Source organism: Pseudoalteromonas sp. S554, assembly GCF_005930865.1.
Taxonomy (GTDB): Bacteria; Pseudomonadota; Gammaproteobacteria; order Enterobacterales; family Alteromonadaceae; genus Pseudoalteromonas; species Pseudoalteromonas marina.
On sequence record NZ_PNDV01000038.1, the window covers coordinates 1 to 21845 of the forward strand.

Sequence of the window (21845 nt, forward strand, 5' to 3'; positions counted from 1 at the left end):
GCAGAGCTTACGCGTGCTCTGTTGCAATGCGTTTTTGCTCTATACGCTGCACTTCTGCTTGCTCTGCTACAATGCGTTCTTGTTCTAAACGCTGCGCTTCAGCTTGCTCAGCAAGGCGATTTTGTTGCTCCACTCTCTGCTGCTCGGCTTCCGCTTGTTCTTTTGCTAACAGCTCAGCATTTGCTCGTTCTATTGCTAACTTTTCCGCTTGCTCTGCAGCAGCGCTTTCTTGCTCAGCTTTTTCAGCGGCAACGCGTTCTTCTTCTAAGCGTTTAGCTTCTTGCTCTGCTAAAGCTTGTTGTTTATCAGCCTCTGCTTTTTGTTCGGCTTGTTTTTTATCTGACTTACCAAAGCCGAGCCAAGACATTAATTTACTTTTTTTTGCCATACTTGCTAATAACCACTTATAAAAATCTGATAAACTAAAATTTGAAAATAGCTTGGAAGAGCCAACACACTTTGCCAGCCAAACAACCATTCAAAACATAAGTGTTCAATAGTAACACTTTTAATGCGGTTGAAAAATGAAGCTATACGTAATCTACTACAATATTATCTGAGCTAGATCCCAGATACCATTTTTTAGTGAGCTAAATGAGAAATAAAACAACTAAAAATAAAGCAATTACCAAATCTACTGATGGCTTTATTAGAGTGATAAGTGGGCAATTTCGTGGCCGAAAACTTCCAGTAAAAGACGTACAAGGTTTACGTCCTACTACAGACCGAATTAAAGAGACTGTATTTAACTGGTTAATGCAAGACACGCGTGAAGCTAAAGTTCTCGATTGTTTTGCAGGTTCTGGTGGGTTGGGGTTCGAAGCTCTTTCGCGTTTTGCAAGTACTGCTCTTTTTATAGAGCTTGACCCAAGTGCAGCAAAGCAACTAGCGCAAAACATAGCAACACTAAAATTACAAAATGCACAGGTAAGGCACACTAACTCTCTTTCATTTTTAGAACAAAAAAATAGTAATACGCCTTTTGATCTTGTTTTTGTTGACCCGCCTTTTCGCAAAAATTTAGCTCAAACTAGCTGTAACTTATTAGAAATAAATAATTGGCTTAGCGAAGAAGCACTAATTTACCTTGAAGTAGAGAGCGATCTAAATACGTTCAAACCACCTAGTAACTGGCTGTTAATTAAAGAAAAAAAAGCAGGCCAAGTATTTTGTAGACTCTACCAACGCCAGCTAAATTAATACTGTTTTACACTATGCGTTTCTGTTAATATTATCCTTTACATGTGGTGTTGCTTCGGATTACAATACCGCACCATTTTTGAACCACTTGATCAATGTTTGATCAACTTGAGCAACGCTCATAATTTAGGTAGGTGAATTTTTAATGCCAGTAATTAAAGTAAGAGAGAACGAACCGTTTGACGTAGCACTTCGTCGCTTCAAGCGTTCATGTGAAAAAGCAGGTATCCTTTCAGAAGTTCGTCGTCGCGAGCACTATGAAAAGCCAACAGCTGAGCGTAAGCGTAAGAAAGCTGCAGCAGTTAAGCGTCACATGAAAAAACTTTCTCGTGATAACGCTCGTCGCGTTAAATTATACTAATACATTAGGTCTTGTATAAATGAGCCTTTTAATAACGCTAAAAGATGCGCAAAAAGATGCGATGAGAGCTAAAGACAAACAACGTCTTAACCCTATTCGCATGGTACTTGCTGCAATCAAGCAACGTGAGATTGACGAGCAAATAACACTAGACGACGCAGGTATTACCTCCGTTATAGTGAAGCTTGTTAAACAACGTCGCGACTCTTACACTCAGTACAAAGATGCTGGGCGTGATGATTTAGCTGAAATTGAAGCCAATGAAATAGCAGCACTTGAAACCTTCTTACCTCAACAGTTGAGTGACGAAGAAATAATTGCTCTCATTGACGCGGCTATTGCTGATACTAACGCAGCAGATATGCAAGACATGGGTAAAGTGATGGGTATAATCAAAAGCAAAGCTGAAGGTCGCGCCGATATGGGTAAGATCTCTGGTTTAATAAAGCAAAGATTAACCGCCTAACACTCCCTATACGTAAAGTATAATTGAAGTAAACCGAGCCTAGTGCTCGGTTTCTTTGTTTTTACGTCACTAAAAAGTAAACGTTATGCCTATATTCAAAAATGAAATTATTCATACTGACTCTATTTATTTAGCCGTCATTTTGATAAGTTAAGGTCCAATTATTTATACCTTACGAGTATAAATTTTAAGTTTCACTTTCGTTATTCTTCTTAATATTTCAGGACTGTATTTTACTAATGGCTGGAAAGATCCCACGAAGTTTTATAGATGATTTACTTGCCAGAACCGATATTGTCGACCTGATAGACTCTAAAGTTGGGCTTAAAAAAGCCGGTAAAGACTATCAAGCGTGTTGCCCTTTTCATAACGAAAAGTCTCCCTCGTTTACGGTATCGCAAGATAAACAGTTTTATCATTGCTTTGGCTGTGGGGCGAATGGCAACGCAATATCATTTGTTATGGAATACGACAAACTAGAGTTTGTTGATGCCATTGAAGAGCTTGCCAGCATGCTCAACTTGGACGTGCCCCGCGAACAAGGCGGTAGTTCTGCGCCAGAACGTACCGCTGCGCAAAAGCGTTCAGATTACGATTTGATGCTTCATACAGCTCGCTTTTATCAGCACCAACTAAAGCACCACGCTAACTCGGCCGCAGTCATTGACTATGTTAAAGGTCGAGGACTGAGCGGAGAAACCGTTAAAAAGTTTATGGTTGGCTACGCCCCTAGTGAATGGGATGGCTTATGTTTACAACTTGGCCGTAATAAAGAACAAAAAGAGCAACTCGTCGAATTAAAGCTCGCCTCAGAAAAAACACCAGGCAGGCAGTTCGACTTTTTTCGCGACCGCTTAATGTTTCCTATTCGTGATAAACGCGGCAGAGTTGTCGCCTTTGGCGGTCGCGTTATGCAAGCTGATCAAGGGCCTAAATATTTAAACTCTCCAGAGACTCGAATTTTTCATAAAGGGTTTGAGCTTTATGGCCTTTATGAAGCTAAACAAGCACACAAAAAGTTAGAGCACATTCTTATTGTTGAAGGCTACATGGATGTTGTTGCACTTGCAGAAAAAGAGATTGAATACGCTGTTGCAGCACTGGGAACCGCCACAACAAGCGAACACATGCATACGTTATTTAGAACGACCGATAAGGTCATTTGTTGTTACGATGGCGACCGAGCTGGACGCGATGCAGCTTGGCGGGCACTTGAAAATGCGCTCCCCTACTTAAATGACGGTAAAGCATTGAACTTTGTATTTTTGCCTGATGGAGAAGATCCCGATTCATTAGTGCAAAAAGAAGGTAAAGAAGCATTCGAACAGCGTTTAAGTGAAGCCGATGACTTTACTAAAGTCATGTTTAACAGATTAAGCCAAGAAATTGATTTAACACTCGATTCGGGTAAAGCAAAATTACTCAGTGCAGCCCTACCGCTCATTGAAAAAATTCCGAGTGAATTTTACCAAGAAAATATTTTAGAGCAATTAGGCAGGTTAATTGGGCGCACGCGTGAACAACTTAATAACCGATTAAAAACACCAAAACAGCAGCACTCTATTGAGCGAAAATTTAAAATAACCCCAATGCGACAGGCTATTGGTATTTTAATTCAGCATCCAAACCTAGCTAAAAGTGTTCCTTATTTGCCAGAACTTGCACAAATGAACATTGCAGGTATTGGTTTATTGCTTCGCTTGCAGCAACAAGCACTTGAAAAAGAGACTATCACTACGGCTCAGATACTCGAATTTTTTAGAGGTACTGACGATTATGAGCCTCTTATTAAGCTCGCTACTTGGCAACATGAAATAAATGAAGAGCGTTTAGAGACTGTTTTTAAAAATACTTTTAAATTTATTGAAGATCAGTGTTTAAATTATCGACTAGAGACCTTATTAATAAAAGACAAGACACAAGGTTTAAATAGCGACGAAAGACTAGAATGTCATTTACTAATGACAGCGTTAAAAGCGACTAACAGCTAGTCAGATCTAGTTTTGGATGTTATACTGTGCTATTCACTGCGTCACATTGTTCTGGTTGGCATTAATGTAAACCAAGTGATGGCGCCTGTTGTATCAACTTATCAGAGTGGAAGAAACAATCTCTATGGATCCAACTCCTCAGTCACAATTAAAACTTCTGATTCAAAAAGGTAAAGAGCAAGGCTACTTAACTTTTGCAGAAGTAAATGATCACCTTCCACAAGACATAATTGACTCAGATCAAGTAGAAGATATCATAAGCATGATTAATGACATGGGTATTAAGGTTAGCGAAAACGCGCCTGATGCCGATGAACTAATGATGCAAGAAACAACGACAGACGAAGACGCAGCTGAAGCTGCCGCTGCTGCACTTGCTACGGTAGAAAAAGAAATTGGCCGCACTACCGATCCAGTTCGCATGTACATGCGCGAAATGGGCACTGTTGAACTTCTTACACGTGAAGGCGAAATTGTTATCGCTAAGCGTATTGAAGAAGGGATCAACCAAGTACAAATTTCAGTTGCTGAATACCCTGAAGCAATCACTTACCTACTAGAACAGTGGGATAAGTTTGAAGCAGAAGAAATGCGTTTAAGCGATATCATCGTTGGTTTCATTGATCCAAACGAAGATGAAGCGCCAATTTCAGCAACTAATATCGGTTCGGAATTAAGTGAAAAACAACTTGATGACGACGATGAAGACGATGACAAAAGTGACGATGATGAAGATGAAGAAGAAGTAGATACAGGCCCAGATCCTGAAGAAGCTCGCATTCATTTTGAAAACTTACGTGATTTATACAATAAAGCACGTGATACGTTTGAAGCTAAAGGTCGTTCGCATCCTGATTCACAAGCTGCCATTTTTGAAATTGGTGAGCTTTTCAGAACCTTCAAGCTAATTCCTAAACAGTTTGATCGCATGGTTAACAACATGCGCGAAATGATGGATCGTGTTCGTGTTCAAGAACGTCTAATCATGAAACAAGCTGTACAAATTGCTAAGCTACCTAAAAAAGCATTCGTTAAGCACTTTGCTAATAACGAAACAGATCCTTCGTGGGTTGATTTAGAAATTTCAAACAACGAGAAATACTCAGCTAAACTTGAAGAAGTTAAACCTGAAATAATTCGTTGTATCAATAAGCTATCTATTATTGAGCAAACAACTGGTTTAAGCATAGAGCGTATTAAAGACATTAACCGTCGTATGAGTATTGGTGAAGCAAAAGCGCGCCGTGCGAAAAAAGAAATGGTTGAAGCTAATTTACGTCTTGTAATCTCAATTGCTAAAAAATACACAAACCGTGGTTTACAGTTCTTGGATTTAATCCAAGAAGGTAATATTGGCTTGATGAAAGCGGTAGATAAGTTTGAATACCGTCGTGGTTATAAGTTCTCTACTTATGCTACGTGGTGGATACGTCAAGCAATTACTCGCTCTATTGCCGACCAAGCAAGAACTATCCGTATCCCAGTACATATGATCGAAACGATTAATAAACTTAACCGTATCTCTCGTCAAATGTTACAAGAAATGGGTCGTGAGCCAAATCCAGAAGAATTAGCTGAACGCATGATGATGCCTGAGGATAAAATCCGTAAGGTACTTAAAATTGCTAAAGAGCCAATTTCGATGGAAACACCAATCGGTGATGATGAAGATTCGCACTTAGGTGACTTTATCGAAGACACCACCATTGATTCGCCAATCGATTCGGCAACAATGGAGTCGCTTCGTGGCGCAACTAACGATGTACTAGCCGGCTTAACAGCGCGTGAAGCAAAAGTACTTCGTATGCGCTTTGGTATTGATATGAATACCGACCACACCTTAGAAGAAGTAGGTAAGCAGTTTGATGTAACACGTGAGCGTATTCGTCAAATAGAAGCGAAAGCACTGCGTAAATTACGCCACCCTTCTCGCTCAGATTTACTAAAAAGCTTTTTAGACGCTAAGTAATTTAGCGCTTTGTATAAACTAAAAAGGCCGCTGTAGCGGCCTTTTTTCTATTTCAAGGAAATAAAGATGGCTTGGATCCAAATCCGTATAAATGCCAATGCTGCAACCGCAGATGCAGTAAGTGACCTATTAATGGAAGCAGGCAGTGCGTCTGTTACCTTTATAGATGCTAAAGACACCCCTATTTACGAGCCAAAAATTGGCACTGTTGAATTTTGGGCTGACACCACTGTAATTGGTTTATTTGAAGCTAATCACGATATGAACGAAGTGATCGCACTATTAAAGCGCCACGACGAAATAAATGAATCTCTCGTTTACAAAATTGAACAGCTTGAAGATAAGGACTGGGAACGTGAATGGATGGATAACTTCCACCCTATTCAGTTTGGTGAAAAACTATGGATTTGCCCTAGCTGGCGCGATATTCCTGATCCTGATGCCGTTAACGTTTTACTTGACCCAGGCCTTGCGTTTGGCACAGGCACACACGCAACAACAGCTCTGTGTTTAAAATGGCTAGAAAGCCAAGACCTTACCGGTAAAACCGTCGTGGATTTTGGTTGTGGTTCGGGCATTTTAGGTATCGCTGCTATTAAATTGGGTGCTGAGCGCATGATTGGGATTGATATTGACCCACAAGCACTCGAAGCAAGTTTAGATAACGCTAACCGTAATGGCGTTGCTGATAAACTTGAAGTGTACCTGCCAGAAAACCAACCTGAGTTTACTGCTGACATTGTAGTGGCTAATATTTTAGCGCAACCTCTGCGTGAGCTTCACAGTGTGATTTTAGGATTGTTAAAGCCAGGCGGTAAAATTGCGATGTCTGGCATTTTAGAAGAACAAGCACAATCGGTTGCTGACATATACTCGCCCTTTATTGAGCTCGATGAAATTGCCATTGAAGGTGATTGGACCCGTGTTAGCGGTACAAAAAACAGCCAACTATATACATTATAAACTTTAGAGTATTAACTCAAAAGTCGCATGTAAAGCCTGTATTTAACAGGCTTTACTATTTTTTTACAAAATAAAAAATAAACATTATTTATTATAAAAACATCATTCGTTCAAATTTCACACAAATAAACCCTTCCGTCATACGGTTATCAAATGTCAATACGAAAAGTGCAAAAAAAAGTCACTTTTGTTCAATTTATAGCCTTTGATTTTTGTCAAAAAAGCCGTAAACTTAGCGCCCCTTGAAAAGAGGCCTATTGAATACAGTGCGTATCGGTAAATACCAACTTGAGAATAATGTAATTGTTGCGCCTATGGCCGGCATTACAGACAGACCATTTAGACAACTCTGCCGTCGCTTAGGCGCCGGGCTTGCTGTGTCTGAAATGTTATCGTCAAACCCAAAGGTTTGGAAAACTGAAAAGTCGATGAATCGTATGGATCACAGCGGTGAGTCGGGTATACGCGCGGTGCAGATTGCAGGAGCTGATCCTGAGCTTATGGCGCAGGCCGCACAATTCAATGTTGCTAACGGTGCACAAATCATAGATATCAATATGGGGTGCCCAGCAAAAAAAGTGAACAAGAAACTCGCAGGCTCTGCTTTATTACAGTTTCCTGAACTCGTGGAAGAGATTATTGATGCAGTTGTTAATGCTGTTGATATACCTGTAACACTTAAAATCCGTACAGGGTGGGATCCGGATAACCGTAATGGTGTAGAGATTGCGAGAATAGCTGAACGTTATGGCATTGCATCACTGGCTGTACATGGGCGAACACGCGCATGTATGTATAAAGGTGAAGCAGAGTACGCCACGATTAGGGATATAAAACGTTCAGTGTCAATTCCTGTTGTTGCAAATGGTGATATTACCTCGCCAGAAAAAGCAAAACAGGTTTTAGACTATACGGGTGCAGATGCCATTATGATTGGTCGAGCCGCCCAAGGTCGCCCTTGGATATTTAGGGAGATAGACCACTATTTGCGAACTGGTGAACACATGCAGCCACCTGCTATTGCAGAGGTGCGCAGTATTTTAATGGAGCATTTAACAAACCTCCATGCGTTTTACGGTGAGCCAATGGGCGCGAGAATTGCTCGCAAACATGTATCTTGGTATTTGCAAACCCATGACAGTGATGGTCAGTTTAGGCGAGTATTTAATGCGCTCGACAACTCAGAAGCACAGGTCGTCGCATTAGAGCAATACTTTAAAACACTAGCAGCTAACTAAGAAAGAAAGAGACTTTATAATGTTCGAACAAAACGTGACTTCTCCATTTATCACAAACCCTCATGTTCAGTCACACGAGAAACCGCAGCCATTGCGTGATGCAGTAAAAAAAGCTGTTCACCACTACTTAAAACAGCTTAACGGTCAAGATGTGCAAGACGTTTACGACCTTGTTCTTTCAGAGCTAGAAGCGCCATTACTTGAAGAAGTAATGACATACACACGTGGTAACCAAACTCGTGCAGCTATTTTACTAGGTATCAACCGTGGTACTTTACGTAAAAAGTTAAAAAAATACGGCATGAACTAAGATTCAGGCTGTGATAAATCACAGTTAATTATTAAAAAAGCACCTTAGGGTGCTTTTTTTATGTCCAAAATTTAGTAAGTGAGTTGCAAAATGCTCACGCTTATTGATGCTTTATAAGTCGTTTTTTAAGTTGTAATCAGTTAAAATGCCCGCTTCTAAGCTAGCTCATTAACTGAGGAAATCAAACTACAATGGATACTCATCGTCCCATTCGTCGCGCACTATTAAGTGTGTCTGATAAAACCGGTATTGTTGAATTTGCCCGCGCACTAGAAGCGCAAGGTGTAGATATTTTATCAACTGGCGGTACATGTAAACTCCTTGCTGATAACGGCATAAAAGTGACTGAAGTTTCAGATCACACCGGTCACCCTGAAATCATGGATGGCCGCGTAAAAACCCTTCACCCTAAAATTCACGGCGGCATTTTAGCTCGTCGCGAACAAGATGAAAGCGTAATGGCAGATAACAACATCTCTGCTATCGATATTGTTGTAGTTAACTTATACCCCTTTGCGAATACTGTCGCTCAAGAAAACTGCAGCCTTGAAGATGCCATTGAAAATATTGATATTGGCGGCCCAACAATGGTTCGCGCAGCTGCTAAAAACCACAAAGACGTAACGATTGTGGTAAACGCAAGCGATTACGATCGCGTTATTAGTGAGATGCAAAATAACAATGGTTCAACTACGTATAAAACACGTTTTGATTTAGCTATTGCCGCCTATGAGCACACAGCTCAATACGATGGCATGATTGCTAATTACTTTGGCAAAATGGTTCCTGATTACACTGAAGAAGCCGTCGAAGACACTAAGTTCCCACGTACTATCAACATGCAATTCACTAAAAAGCAAGATATGCGTTACGGTGAAAACTCACATCAAGATGCTGCTTTTTACGTTGAAAACGATGTAAGTGAAGCATCAGTTGCAACTGCTACTCAGTTACAAGGTAAAGCATTGTCGTTTAATAACATTGCAGATACCGATGCAGCCCTTGAGTGCGTTAAAGAATTTGATGTACCTGCGTGTGTTATTGTTAAACACGCAAACCCGTGTGGTGTTTCAATTGGTGAAGATATTCTTAGTGCTTACGAGCGTGCATTTAAAACAGACCCAACATCAGCGTTTGGCGGCATTATTGCCTTTAACCGCGAGCTTGATGCAGCAACAGCACAAGCCATTGTTGACCGTCAATTTGTTGAAGTGATTATTGCCCCGAGCATTTCAAGTGAAGCTGCAAAAATTGTTGAAGCTAAAAAGAACGTACGTTTATTAGCGTGCGGACAATGGAGTGGCAAAGCAACGGGCCACGATATTAAACGTGTAAACGGCGGCGTTTTAGTACAAGATCGCGACCTAGGTATGGTTACTCAAGGCGACTTAAAAGTCGTCTCTAAGCGTCAGCCTTCTGAGCAAGAACTTAAAGATTTACTGTTTTGCTGGAAAGTCGCTAAGTTTGTTAAATCAAACGCGATTGTGTATGCCCGCGACGGTATGACTATTGGTGTAGGCGCAGGCCAAATGAGCCGCGTTTACTCTGCTAAAATAGCGGGTATTAAAGCTGCTGATGAAAACCTAGAAGTACCGGGTTCTGTTATGGCATCGGATGCGTTTTTCCCATTCCGCGATGGCATAGATGCTGCTGCAGCCGCTGGTATAACAGCGGTTATTCAACCGGGTGGTTCAATGCGCGATGAAGAAGTTATCGCGGCCGCGGATGAAGCGGGCATGGCTATGGTGTTTACTGGCATGCGTCACTTCCGCCACTAATCACAAAAAGGGTTAAGCTCAACGTTTAACCCTTTTTGTTTGCAAGCAATTCACGTATTCTGATTATTCTAACTCCTAATTTTAATGTGAAGGAACAAACGATGAAATTTGCACTAAAGTCTCTACTTGTTGCTAGCCTAGCACTTACTTCAACAATGGCATTGAGCCATAACCATGAATCAAGCCTAAGCCACGCAATAAAAGCAAGCGAGCGAAGCGCTAAAAATAGTGCTCGTGATGAATATCGCCACCCTGAGCAAACATTGGCATTTTTTGGCTTTAAACCGTCAATGACCGTTGTAGAAATTGCGCCAGGTGGTGGTTGGTACAGTGAAATTTTAGCGCCAGCATTGAAAGAGCAAGGCTTATACTACGCTGCTCATTTCCCTAGCGACTCATCGGTTGGTTACTATCAACGCTCATTAGCTGCGTTTAAACAAAAAGTAGCTGAAGACGAACGCTTTAGTAATGTTAAAATTACAGAGTTTGCCCCTTTAACCCACCTAGATATTGCGCCTGCAGAATCTGCCGATATGGTACTTACCTTCCGCAATGTGCATAACTGGTATATGGGTAAAGATACAGACGGTGCATTGAGCGCATTTAAAGCGTTTTATAAAGCACTAAAACCAGGTGGTACATTGGGTGTGGTTGAGCATCGTTTAGCTGAAAACCGTGCTGATGAGGATCAAAAAACATCAGGTTATATGAAACAGAGTTACGTGGTTGACCTTGCAAAGCAAGCAGGATTTGAGCTAGCAGCAACTAGTGAAATTAATGCTAATCCAAAAGATACAGCCGATCACCCTAAAGGGGTGTGGACGCTACCACCTAGCTTAAGACTTGGCGAACAAGACGCTGAAAAATATAAAGCTATTGGTGAAAGCGACCGTATGACGCTTAAATTTAAAAAACCGCTTTAAATAGGAATAGTACGCCATGAATGTATTAGTCATTGGCAGCGGCGGCCGCGAACACGCACTTGCGTTTAAGGCCGCTCAAAACAGTAAAGTAAATACCGTGTTTGTTGCTCCAGGTAACGCAGGTACTGCACTTGAGCCTAAACTCGAAAACGTTGCAATTAACGTTGAAGATTTAGATGGCTTATTAAAATTTGCTCAGCAAAACAATGTAGAGCTCACCATTGTAGGCCCTGAAGTACCGCTCGTATTAGGTGTTGTGGATAAATTTCGTGAACATGATATGGCTATATTTGGCCCAACAGCGGGTGCTGCCCAGCTTGAAGGCTCTAAGTCGTTTACGAAAGACTTTTTAGCACGTCATGATATACCAACCGCCGATTACCAAACATTTGAGCAAATTGACCCGGCCCTTGCTTATTTAAAAGAAAAAGGTGCGCCAATTGTAATTAAAGCCGATGGTTTAGCCGCAGGTAAAGGCGTTATTGTTGCAATGACACATCAGGAAGCTGAAGACGCTATTCGCGATATGCTTGCCGGTAATGCCTTTGGTGATGCTGGTAGCCGTGTTGTTATTGAAGAGTTTTTAGAAGGCGAAGAAGCCTCTTTCATTGTGATGGTAGATGGTAAAAACGTCCTTCCGTTTGCAACAAGCCAAGATCATAAACGTGCTTATAATGGCGATGCCGGCCCAAATACTGGCGGTATGGGTGCATACTCTCCTGCGCCAGTGGTGACAAACGAAATCCACCAACGCATTATGGATGAAGTGATCACCCCGACAGTAGAAGGCATGGCAAGCGAAGGCCACCCGTACACTGGCTTCTTGTATGCAGGTTTAATGATAGATAGCTCAGGTACACCTAAAGTTATCGAGTATAACTGTCGTTTTGGCGACCCTGAAACACAACCTATGATGCTACGTTTACAATCAGATTTAGTTGAACTGATTGAAGCGGCTAACCGTGAAGAACTAGATAAAACCGCCATCGAGTTTGACCCACGCGCAGCGGTAGGCGTTGTACTTGCAGCTAAAGGCTACCCGGGTGACTACCCTAAAGGCGATGCTATTTCAGGCCTTAAGGTTAACTACCCTGCTGATGAAAAAGTATTTCATGCGGGTACTAAACAAAGCGGCGATGATGTTGTTACTGCCGGCGGCCGTGTTTTGTGCGCAACGGCATTGGGTAATAGCGTAACAGAAGCACAACAACGAGCCTACGAGCTGGTTAAACAAATTAGCTGGGATGGTATGGAGTATCGAACTGATATTGCTTATCGTGCTATTGCTCGCGAGCAGTAAGCTAATAAAAATTGATTGGTATGACCAATTAATTTAACTAAAAAAGCGCAGTTCGCCTGCGCTTTTTTAGTGCTACACTAATTAAAAGTTTTTAAAAAGTAAGCATACATTGGAACTTAGAACTTTACGTTATCATTCACTTGCTGTTGCCATTTTGATATTTATATTTTTTATTATCAATACATTGGCTTCAAACCTAGTAGTGCCTACTCGTTACACAATTGATAAAACATCACCAATGTACCTCAATCACGCCTACTACATTGATGAAACCAAAAACCAAACATTCGATGCAATTATCAAGCAACCTAATTTACTTACCCATGCTCCTTTTTCAGAAATTCCTTGGAGTTTTACTCAGCAAAATTATTGGTTGTTTCTTGATTTAGAAAACAAAAGCCAAGAAAGTCAAAAAGTAGTTGCTCACTTTGATAACCCAATGGCCGATCACCTCACAGTTTATCGTTTAGATAAAAACAACCATATATTAAAAACTTATAAGTTGGGTGATAGAGAAAAAAAACTGACTTTGTTTCAGTACAGCGTGCCACACATCAACTTTTTGATGGAGCAAAAATCAACCCAGCGCCTCGTTATTAAAATAGACACCGTGGGCATTAGCAAAACACCTATCAATTTATACCGCGATAAAGAATTTGTAGATTTAATGCGTTCTCAAACTGGTATTTGGGGAATATTTGCTGGCGTATTACTCATGGCTGCACTTTACAACCTAGTACTCTATTTTGGTATAAAAGACCGGGTTTACCTTGTTTATATTGGTTACATAATTAGCGCACTGATACTAATGGGTATAGTGCTTGGGTTTGGGTTTTACCTTTGGCCTTTAGAATGGCAACTATTTTTTCATCACAAAGTCATTGTGAGTAATTACGCTGTTTCGTTTTTTACTCTCGCCTTTTGTACTATGTTTTTGCGCTACCATAAAGATAAGTGCTGGCGATACACAATGAGCAAAGCGCTGCTTTCTCTTATGTTTGTTATGGGTATAGCTAGCTTTTTTATTCCTGAAAACATCGCTGCGCCACTTTTTTTCTGCGTATTAGCGCTGCTATATGTTGCATGCACTATATTAATTTATAAAAAACTGCTTAGTGGTTTTAGATGGGCCAAATTTTACGTTTTTTCGTGGGTTCCCCTTATTTTAGGTGCTGTAATACAACCACTGGAGCTCACCGGCGTGATTGATTACAGCTTCACTTCGCGTCACGCCTTTTTGGTGGCGATTTTATGTGAAATTGTTTTAATGGCCATGGCGTTGGCTGATCGTGTACGCTATCAACGAGAGCGCGCGCTTTACCATGCAACTCACACTCAACAAACTAAGTTGCTTAATAGCTCTAAGCTCAAACAAGCATTTATGTCCCTGCAAAGCCAAAACCGTTCTACCACCTTGTGCCTAATAAAAATATGTCATTTTAATTCGCTTAATACCATCATTACATCGACTCAAGGTTACACCCTCATAAAGCACATTGCTGAGCGACTAGAGAATGAATTAATGCACGAAAGAGAGTTTGCAAACCTTGAAACCGATTTAAATAACAGTCCTCGTCTGGCTGATTTAAACAGTGGTGTATTTGCTTGTATCTCAACCAAAAACCAAAACCAAGACACACTCAAAACACTACTCACAAAAGTCATTAGTAACCTCCCCAAGCAATATGAAATTAAAGGTTTGAGTCTGCAACTCAACTACACAATTGGCATTAGTAGTGCAAACCAAAGTAATGATTTTGAATATTGGTTAAAGCGCGGTTACTTAGCCTTAAAAGATGCAAAAGGACGTGCAGATCGCGTTGCGTCGTCTGCAATTAATAACAGTTTAATAATGGATGTTGGTTTGGCGGCTCATTTGCAAAAAGCAATTAAAACAAACCAGCTTGCGCTGTATTATCAACCGCAAATAAGTTTAGTCAATAATCAAGTAATAGGCGCTGAAGCGCTACTACGCTGGCCTGATCCCACCTATAAAAACATTTCGATTGAAGAGCTTGTAATATTGGCTGAGCATACCGGAATAATTAATGAGCTGACCTTGTGGGTTATTGAACAAGCTTGTAAAGATCTTGTAGAGCTAATTAACAGCGGCCATAAAGAGCACACAATTAGCGTTAACTTAAGCGCTAAAAACTTAGCCATTAATAACTTAGCTGAAAAAATAGAAAATATATTAATTAAACATCAAGCACCCGCTCACTTACTTAAGTTTGAATTAACTGAATCTGCCTTTGTAGAAAGCCAAGACGTGCTCATTAAATTAGTTGATGAATTATCAGCATTAGGAATAAAAGTTGTACTCGATGACTTTGGCACAGGTTACGCATCATTGAGCTACCTTGTTAACTACCACTTTAGCGAGCTTAAAATAGATAAATCATTTATTTTTGACCTCGTTAATAACCCCGCTCACCAAGTCATAGTTCAAACATCAATAGATATGGCGCACCAGCTTAACTTGTCAATTACTGTAGAAGGTGTTGAAACTCAAGAAATCCACCAGCTATTAAAACAAATGAATGCAGACCGCGCACAAGGTTATTTATATGCTAAAGCGTTGCCTTATCCTGAGTATGTTAATTTCTTAAAAAGCCAATACAGTTTAAAAATGTTAGACTCTCCTTTTTAAACATCTTTAGGGGCTATGTGAAGATGCAAGGCACACTGCGTAAATTAAAATCGAGCTTAACAGAACCCGTTCAATATCAACTTCCCGTTGGCGATGAGCTAGTTAACTTAAATGCTTTTATAGGTAAAGAACTAACGCTTACATTTAGCGGCACTATTTTGTGTTCTAACTGCGGTAAAAAAACCAAAAAAAGTTATTCTCAAGGCCATTGTTTTGTTTGTATGCGTAAGCTCGCTAGCTGCGACATGTGTATTATGAAACCAGAAACCTGCCACTACGATCAAGGTACATGTCGAGAGCCACAGTGGGGCGAAGCTAATTGTATGATCCCACATTACGTTTACTTAGCTAACACCTCGGGATTAAAAGTAGGTATTACGCGCCATACACAAATACCTACACGTTGGGTTGACCAAGGCGCCACTCAAGCTTTACCTATTTTTAAAGTACAAACACGCTTGCAGTCGGGCTTGGTAGAGGTTGCATTAGCAGAGTTTATTGCCGATAAAACTAATTGGCGCAATATGTTAAAAGGTCAAAACGAAGCTATAGACTTAAAAGCTGCCGCCGCTGAGCTTATTCCACAAATTAGCGATAAACTAAACGAGCTTAGTGAGCTATTTGGCGCAACAGCCATAGAACAACTTGATGAAGACGTGGTTGATTTAAACTTTCCAGTCACCGAATACCCAACCAAAATCAGCTCATTTAACTTTGATAAAAATCCCGTTGTAAGCGGTATTTTACAAGGTATTAAAGGCCAATATTTAATATTTGATAACGGCGTTATTAATATACGTAAATTTACTTCATACGAAGTAACTGTAGGCTAACCATGTTAAACAGCTTTCCACAGTTAATGGTTATTTATAATGAGCTTGAAATAGTGCGAAACCAGCTAGAGCAAAATGAGTGCTTACACGGTGTTGCATCAAGTGAACTAACTAATGTAAGAGTGCTTAATAAACAAGGTCAATACCTTAACCTGCAAGGTCAACTTTACTCAGCCTTAACCGAAGAGCAGCTAGCACACCTTGTTACTGCTTACCTATTAAATGAAGGGCATTGTTGCCTAGGTAAAATTAAAACGCTAAGTACTTCACAGGCATTTGATTTACTCGGGCTTTAAACATACTTTTAATAACTATTGCTCGCTAAGCACTTTAATATGCGCTACTGCACTTCTACCCAATGCTGATAGCGCATAGCCCCCTTCCAAATACGATATAACTCCCTTACAGCCACCTTCTTTTGTTACTTTGCATAGCTGCTCAGTGAGCCAAATGTAATCGTCTTCTACAAAATTCAGGCTTGCCATGTCATCTTCTACATGTGCGTCAAAACCTGCACTTATAAATAACAGTTCAGGCTTAAAATCCTTTAATTTCGGTAACCATTGGGTGTTGAATACCTCTTTTAAATCGTCCCCATTGCTTGCAATAGGTAAAGGCGAATTAACAATATGGTTATTATTTTTAACCGCTGTATTTGGGTAAAACGGGTATTGAAATAACGAGCAAAGCAGTACCCTGTCATCATCAATAAAAATATCTTGGGTTCCGTTACCGTGGTGTACATCAAAATCGGCAATTGCAATACGTTTGATGCCTTTGCTTTGTGCATACTTAACAGCAATCGCTAAGTTATTAAATACACAAAACCCTGATGACGAGTGCTTATTGGCATGATGTCCTGGCGGACGCACAGAACAAAATGCCGCGTCGAGTTTATTATCAAGTATTTCATCTACCGCTAAAACCCCGGCCCCCACCGCGCGCTCAATTGCTTTAAATGAGTCAGGGCAAAGCCATGTATCGCCATCGAGATTATTTAAGCCCTCTTGAGGAATTAATCGCTCAACCAAATTAACAAGCGCCTCATCATGCGCTAGTAAATAATGTTCTCGATGAGCTTTAGGCGCTTGTAAATGCTTTAACCCCACGTCTACGCCACTGGCAAGTAAGCGATCAGTTATCGCATCTAAACGTTCTGGGCACTCAGGGTGGTCGTCTATCATTTTATGTTTACGGCAATGTGGATGTGAGATAACTGCAGTACGCATAAAAACTCCAAAAACCAAATAAGTGAAAACTTAATATAACAAAGCCACCCGATGGTGGCTTTGCGACTTTGGTGTATAACTATATAACTTGAGCGTTAATCATTTAGTTTTTAAATTTAAATTTCTAAAGTCAAAGCTAAAGTCGGTCACGGCTGTTGAAACTGCACGCATGTTGGCGCTATTAACACGGTTAGCTGTACTCATTTCAAAACTAATAAACGCATCGGCTTCGAGCAGCTTTTCGTCCCACTTAACAATAAACGTGTTGCCTGTATAGTGCTCAAGTGTGCCTTTTAAGCGCTTTGTGTGCGTAAAATCAATTCGCAATTTACCATCAAGCTCTTCAATAATAACGTCGCCATACCAATCATCGTGTAATGTACCAGTATAATTTATACTAGGTAGCTGTGGCTGATAATCCGCAGGGGTTGGTGGTGTCGCATTTGCGTATGCTTTTTGCTTACCTTCAAAATGCTTTTTGGCTAAATCTTCAACCCAATCTTTATCCTCTAGGTTGAGCACATCCTCAAGTACTTCGTGAGTAACAGCACTTAAAGCACTAAATGCTTGCTGATTAGACAAAATAACAATACCGAGTTTTTTTTCTGGTAGTAAAGTAACCTGCGACACCATCCCTAAAATACCGCCACCGTGACCTAGCTTTTTAAAGCCGTGGTAGTCCTCTATACTCCAACCTAAACCATAACCTCTAAATTGTTGATGGTATGCCTCAAAGGCACTTTTAGATGCCATAGAGGTAATGTGCGGATGCCACATTTGCGCTTGTTGTTTTTCACTAAACAATTGATCGCCATTAGGCATTTTGCCGCCAGTCAATTGAGTGCGTAGCCATTGGCTCATATCGTTTACACTCGATGCAATAGCACCTGCGCCTCTAAAGTCTTCAAGGTAATTAACAAAAAATGGGTGTAAGCTTCCCTCCATTGGAATATGCCCTATTGCCCAGTTTTTATTACTTTTTGGGATACGCGAAAAACCTGCGCGTGAATTGGTCATTTTTAGCGGCTGTAAAATATGTTTTTCAACGTAATCGTTCCAGCTTATGCCAGATACACGCGCTACAACTTCACCTGCTGTTACAAACATCAGGTTGTTATAAGCGTATTTACTACGAAAACTGCTGGCTGGTTTTAAGTATTTTAACCCCGATAGAATATCAGCGACTGATTTATCTGTGCTTGGCCAAATCATTAAGTCGCCTTGCCCAAGGCCTAAACCACTACGGTGGCTTAGTAAATCGCGCACTCGCATTTCCCGGGTTACATATGAGTCGTATAATCTAAATTCAGGTAAATGGTCGATTACGCGGTCATCCCAGCGTAATTTCCCCTCATCGACTAATTTAGCTAACGCGGCGCTGGTAAATGCTTTTGTATTTGATGCAATACCAAATAACGTATCTTTATTTACTTCAGCCTTTGTATTTAGGTTTGCGATGCCAAACCCTTTAGCGAGTACAACCTCGTCATTTTCAACAATAGCAACGGCCATACCTGGCACATCAAAGCGCGCCATAGAGGTTTTAATGACCTCTTCTATTTTGTTGGTATCAACCTGTGCCCAAGTATTAAAAGTAGCACTGGCCAGTAGTGTAAAAGCCGCTAAATTAGTCAGTTTCATGTTAGTCCTTTTATTATTGATGCACTGCAAATTCAATTGCTGCACGTTCTTTATTAGGATCGCTCTTTTGTGGGCGATTAAGTATTGCATCACTGTAAGCCTTTGGTACGCCCGCTTCAAGTGCTCCGCGATGAACATGTTTAACGTACCAATCGTAGGGTAAAACGTCCTCGTCGTGTGTATTTGCAATATAACAATGGGTATCAATTGTTTGCCCATTTAACAGCTCAACCGTTATATCTACACAGTCGTAACCTGGGCCTTCTATCGCATCTAAAGTGAGTTTTTCGTCAGTGTTAACCTCATAGACCACACCGTATACTAAGGCATCTGCTTTATCAGTTTTTTGAATACTGCATTTACCCGAACCATCAGAAAAAAGCATATCAAAGGTTAGCTCATACCCTTTAAGGATTGCTGTGCCCACACGCTTTGCATTTGGCAAACGTGCCAACAAACGATTAGACGACATGTTAGATCCAAACGAAAAATTATATAAAGGCATGTTTACTCCTGCTTGTATTACATAAATTGAACAAGTTAAATAACAACACGTACAGCCAACGCAATTAAAATAACGCCAATACCTCGGTCAAACCAGTAGCCGCGTTGCTGAAAAAAATCACGCACGCAGGCTTTAGAAAGTACCAACGAAAGCGCAGAAAACCACGCCCATGTTGCAAGCGCCATATAAATACCATAACCAATTTGCACACTCACTGGCGTTGTTTGACTTATTACCAAGGTAAATAACGACATAAAAAAGAGCGTGGCTTTTGGGCTCAGTGCGTTAGTGAAAAAACCGCGTCTAAAAGCAACCCAAATAGACTCCTCTGGGGCTGTTTGGTTATCAATATCATTGGTTGATGATGCGCCCGGCTTAGCCGCTCTTAGTGCTTGTATTCCAAGATAAGCCAAATAAGCGCCTGCTACATATTTAAGTGCCATAAACAAACTAGGCGATTGAGACAAAATAAGCGCCACACCCATTACACAATAAGCTATGTGCAACAAAATAGCGCCGCCAACGCCTGCACTTGTCCACAATGCGTTTCGCCTACCTTGTTGCACACTTTGCTTTAGCACAACAGCAAAGTCAGGACCTGGGCTTGCTACTGCAAAGAAGTGAGCAATAACAATTAATAAAAATTCATCTAAATAGTCCACACTTATCCTTGCTAGTTAGGTGCATACGCCAGTAATAACGGGTTTGCCGATTCACTCACCAGCGCTTTAATTTCTTTTTGCGCTTTTTTGAATTGGCTTCTTAAATGGGGCTTTAAATGTTTTTTAGATACGTTGTCTTTTTTGAAGTAGCAAACCAAAGCATGCATAAATACCGTATGTGTTTCGCTCAATTGTGCTTCACGGTTAGCGTACGGGTTGTAACATGAGCCGCACCCGCCTTTAAACTGATACACCGTATTGCACATCATGACACCAAAACCTAAAAAACAGGCAAGCGCATCAGCAGCTTGGGGTAAAAAGTCCTTCCCCCCTGGAGGTAATACACCAACATGATGAATCATAATAGTAGCCAGTGTTCCGGCAAAACTGGCAACTAAATCTTGGGGCTGATTTATTTGATTTGGATTAAACGAAATATTAATAGCATGGCTCGGCGGCACAATTAACTCACAGCGCTCACCACGTATTACACTACTAAACTCAAAACGAGGAAACACTTGTGGCTGTAATTGCTGAGGAGCAACTAATTGAATTGGCCATGCATTCATTCCCGCATACGTAGTTACTCGCTTAAATACGCTTGTGGCCATTTGCTCAATACTTGATACCGAATCAGGAAAATATTGCCCTGTAGGCAATATTATTTGCGTATGTTTAGTAAAAAACTCAGCATCAAAATTTTCTACAGCCCAAATAAAAGTATCAATAAGCCATTGCTGCTCTTGTTGCTCTAACAAAGGCGCTGATTTAAATAACGCTAACATAGTGTACTCTTAATTTAATTATTCTTGCTCTTGTGCCCACTGCCATGCCTTCGTGTTATATAAAGGCACAGTAGATAATGCATGATGATGACTGCCGCTCGACTCTTTTGTTGAATACGACAAATATAATAATGTGCGAGTTTTAGCGTCGTATATTCGGCGCACCTTTAACGATTTAAATAAAATGCTCTTTGATGACTTAAACACCACCTCACCAGACTTACTACGATCAATTTCTTGTAATTGCTCCGCGGTGATTGGCCCTGTTTGACGACACGCAATCGACATGTCTGACGGGTCAGAAAAGTCTAAATCGGCCTCAACATGACTAATATGACACGTCACTCCTTTAATGATCGGATCTTGTTGTGAGTTCACCACCACATCTTTTGTAGTAAACAAACCTAAACTCACCGACGCCACATCATCAGAGCAGGCACTTAACGTAATTACTGCGCCCATTAGCACGGCTAAATGTTTTATTTTTTGCTGAAATTTCATACTCATCCTTAATATAAGCTAGGTTTTTTTACACGCTTATTTTAATAAGCTTGGGTTCACCTGTGTGTTTTTATACTAACATCAAAAATCAGCACAACTAAATTAGTTTAAAACAAACATTTTAGCCGTATGGGGTTTAGCGAGCCGTCGTGTATTTGTTACAATTAACGACACGCTTAATGCCGTAACCAACAGGAACCACCCGCATGCCGCACATTATTATTGAGCACTCAGAAGACCTCCCTGTATTACCTCAAGTACTGGTAGAAAAAATCCATAAATGCACATTCGAAAGCGGTTTATTTGATTTAGAAACTATAAAAACTCGCGCAGTTGCATATCAGCAGTATCAATTGGGTGTGGGTAAAGAAGGGTTTATACATGTGCAAGCACACATTATGGCAGGGCGAACAGTAGAGCAAAAGCAAACTCTGAGTGAGCACCTACTTGCGTGTTTAAAAACCTATTGCAGGGAGTCTGACAGTTTAAGCGTTAATATTTACGACATGGACCACGAGATATATCGTAAAAATTAACACA

The 21845-nt window shown here is 40.7% G+C and carries 22 protein-coding genes; 15 read left to right on the top strand and 7 right to left on the bottom strand.

The genetic code is table 11. From position 1 onward, the window contains the following. Positions 1-7: 7 nt before the first annotated feature. The gene (locus CWB65_RS09665; RefSeq protein ID WP_283240436.1) at positions 8-367 is read right to left on the bottom strand and encodes a hypothetical protein; all 360 of its coding nucleotides are present in this window, start codon (positions 365-367) and stop codon (positions 8-10) included. Between the two features lie 227 nt (positions 368-594). Between CWB65_RS09665 and rsmD the strand changes: the two genes are divergently transcribed. The 14 genes from rsmD to CWB65_RS09735 all read left to right on the top strand — a co-directional run bounded on the left by rsmD (position 595) and on the right by CWB65_RS09735 (position 16278). Then, positions 595-1200, top strand: a complete 606-nt coding sequence (rsmD, locus tag CWB65_RS09670; RefSeq protein ID WP_138740495.1) for a 16S rRNA (guanine(966)-N(2))-methyltransferase RsmD — start codon at positions 595-597, stop codon at positions 1198-1200. Between the two features lie 145 nt (positions 1201-1345). Beyond that, on the top strand, positions 1346-1561 hold the full coding sequence (gene rpsU / locus CWB65_RS09675; RefSeq protein WP_002957797.1) for a 30S ribosomal protein S21: 216 nt from the start codon (positions 1346-1348) through the stop codon (positions 1559-1561). Positions 1562-1580: 19 nt separating this feature from the next. Next, a complete protein-coding gene (locus CWB65_RS09680) occupies positions 1581-2027 on the top strand; it encodes a GatB/YqeY domain-containing protein (RefSeq protein WP_138740496.1) in 447 nt (148 codons plus the stop codon). Positions 2028-2266: 239 nt separating this feature from the next. Further along, positions 2267-4018 (top strand): DNA primase, encoded by a 1752-nt coding sequence (gene dnaG, locus CWB65_RS09685; RefSeq protein WP_138740497.1) that lies wholly within the window; start codon positions 2267-2269, stop codon positions 4016-4018. Between the two features lie 124 nt (positions 4019-4142). Further along, on the top strand, positions 4143-5987 hold the full coding sequence (gene rpoD, locus CWB65_RS09690; protein WP_006794813.1) for an RNA polymerase sigma factor RpoD: 1845 nt from the start codon (positions 4143-4145) through the stop codon (positions 5985-5987). Positions 5988-6053: 66 nt separating this feature from the next. Next, complete coding sequence (gene prmA / locus CWB65_RS09695) at positions 6054-6950, top strand: 50S ribosomal protein L11 methyltransferase (RefSeq protein ID WP_138740498.1); 897 nt, start codon at positions 6054-6056, stop codon at positions 6948-6950. A 266-nt stretch (positions 6951-7216) separates the two neighbouring features. Beyond that, entirely contained in the window at positions 7217-8188 is a 972-nt protein-coding gene (gene dusB, locus CWB65_RS09700; protein ID WP_010556644.1) for a tRNA dihydrouridine synthase DusB, read from the top strand. A 19-nt stretch (positions 8189-8207) separates the two neighbouring features. Further along, entirely contained in the window at positions 8208-8498 is a 291-nt protein-coding gene (gene fis, locus CWB65_RS09705) for a DNA-binding transcriptional regulator Fis (protein ID WP_002957804.1), read from the top strand. 191 nt (positions 8499-8689) lie between these two features. Beyond that, entirely contained in the window at positions 8690-10276 is a 1587-nt protein-coding gene (gene purH / locus CWB65_RS09710) for a bifunctional phosphoribosylaminoimidazolecarboxamide formyltransferase/IMP cyclohydrolase (RefSeq protein ID WP_008128753.1), read from the top strand. Positions 10277-10377: 101 nt separating this feature from the next. Further along, positions 10378-11199: a class I SAM-dependent methyltransferase gene (locus CWB65_RS09715; RefSeq protein WP_006791164.1), complete on the top strand. Its 822-nt coding sequence runs from the start codon at positions 10378-10380 to the stop codon at positions 11197-11199. A 16-nt stretch (positions 11200-11215) separates the two neighbouring features. Continuing rightward, positions 11216-12499, top strand: a complete 1284-nt coding sequence (purD, locus tag CWB65_RS09720; RefSeq protein WP_008128752.1) for a phosphoribosylamine--glycine ligase — start codon at positions 11216-11218, stop codon at positions 12497-12499. A gap of 109 nt (positions 12500-12608) precedes the next feature. Beyond that, positions 12609-15149: an EAL domain-containing protein gene (locus CWB65_RS09725; RefSeq protein WP_006791166.1), complete on the top strand. Its 2541-nt coding sequence runs from the start codon at positions 12609-12611 to the stop codon at positions 15147-15149. Positions 15150-15172: 23 nt separating this feature from the next. Continuing rightward, positions 15173-15982 carry a DUF2797 domain-containing protein gene (locus tag CWB65_RS09730; protein WP_138740510.1) on the top strand — a complete coding sequence of 270 codons (810 nt, stop codon included), beginning with the start codon at positions 15173-15175 and terminating at the stop codon, positions 15980-15982. Between the two features lie 2 nt (positions 15983-15984). After that, positions 15985-16278, top strand: coding sequence for a DUF4144 family protein (locus tag CWB65_RS09735; protein WP_008128741.1), 294 nt, complete (start codon positions 15985-15987; stop codon positions 16276-16278). 15 nt (positions 16279-16293) lie between these two features. On the opposite strand, the gene CWB65_RS09740 is transcribed toward CWB65_RS09735, so the two are convergent. The 6 genes from CWB65_RS09740 to CWB65_RS09765 all read right to left on the bottom strand — a co-directional run bounded on the left by CWB65_RS09740 (position 16294) and on the right by CWB65_RS09765 (position 21305). Continuing rightward, positions 16294-17211 (bottom strand): histone deacetylase family protein, encoded by a 918-nt coding sequence (locus tag CWB65_RS09740; RefSeq protein ID WP_008128740.1) that lies wholly within the window; start codon positions 17209-17211, stop codon positions 16294-16296. A gap of 99 nt (positions 17212-17310) precedes the next feature. Further along, positions 17311-18852: a serine hydrolase gene (locus CWB65_RS09745; protein WP_008128738.1), complete on the bottom strand. Its 1542-nt coding sequence runs from the start codon at positions 18850-18852 to the stop codon at positions 17311-17313. Positions 18853-18865: 13 nt separating this feature from the next. Next, the gene (locus CWB65_RS09750; RefSeq protein WP_008128736.1) at positions 18866-19357 is read right to left on the bottom strand and encodes a gamma-glutamylcyclotransferase family protein; all 492 of its coding nucleotides are present in this window, start codon (positions 19355-19357) and stop codon (positions 18866-18868) included. A gap of 35 nt (positions 19358-19392) precedes the next feature. After that, entirely contained in the window at positions 19393-20019 is a 627-nt protein-coding gene (locus CWB65_RS09755) for a LysE family translocator (RefSeq protein ID WP_138740499.1), read from the bottom strand. Positions 20020-20030: 11 nt separating this feature from the next. Next, positions 20031-20804, bottom strand: coding sequence for a hypothetical protein (locus tag CWB65_RS09760; RefSeq protein WP_008128732.1), 774 nt, complete (start codon positions 20802-20804; stop codon positions 20031-20033). Between the two features lie 18 nt (positions 20805-20822). After that, positions 20823-21305 (bottom strand): CreA family protein, encoded by a 483-nt coding sequence (locus tag CWB65_RS09765; protein ID WP_006791174.1) that lies wholly within the window; start codon positions 21303-21305, stop codon positions 20823-20825. Between the two features lie 206 nt (positions 21306-21511). On the opposite strand from CWB65_RS09765, the gene CWB65_RS09770 reads away from it, so the two are divergent. Next, the gene (locus tag CWB65_RS09770) at positions 21512-21841 is read left to right on the top strand and encodes a 5-carboxymethyl-2-hydroxymuconate Delta-isomerase (protein WP_006791175.1); all 330 of its coding nucleotides are present in this window, start codon (positions 21512-21514) and stop codon (positions 21839-21841) included. Positions 21842-21845: the final 4 nt, after the last annotated feature.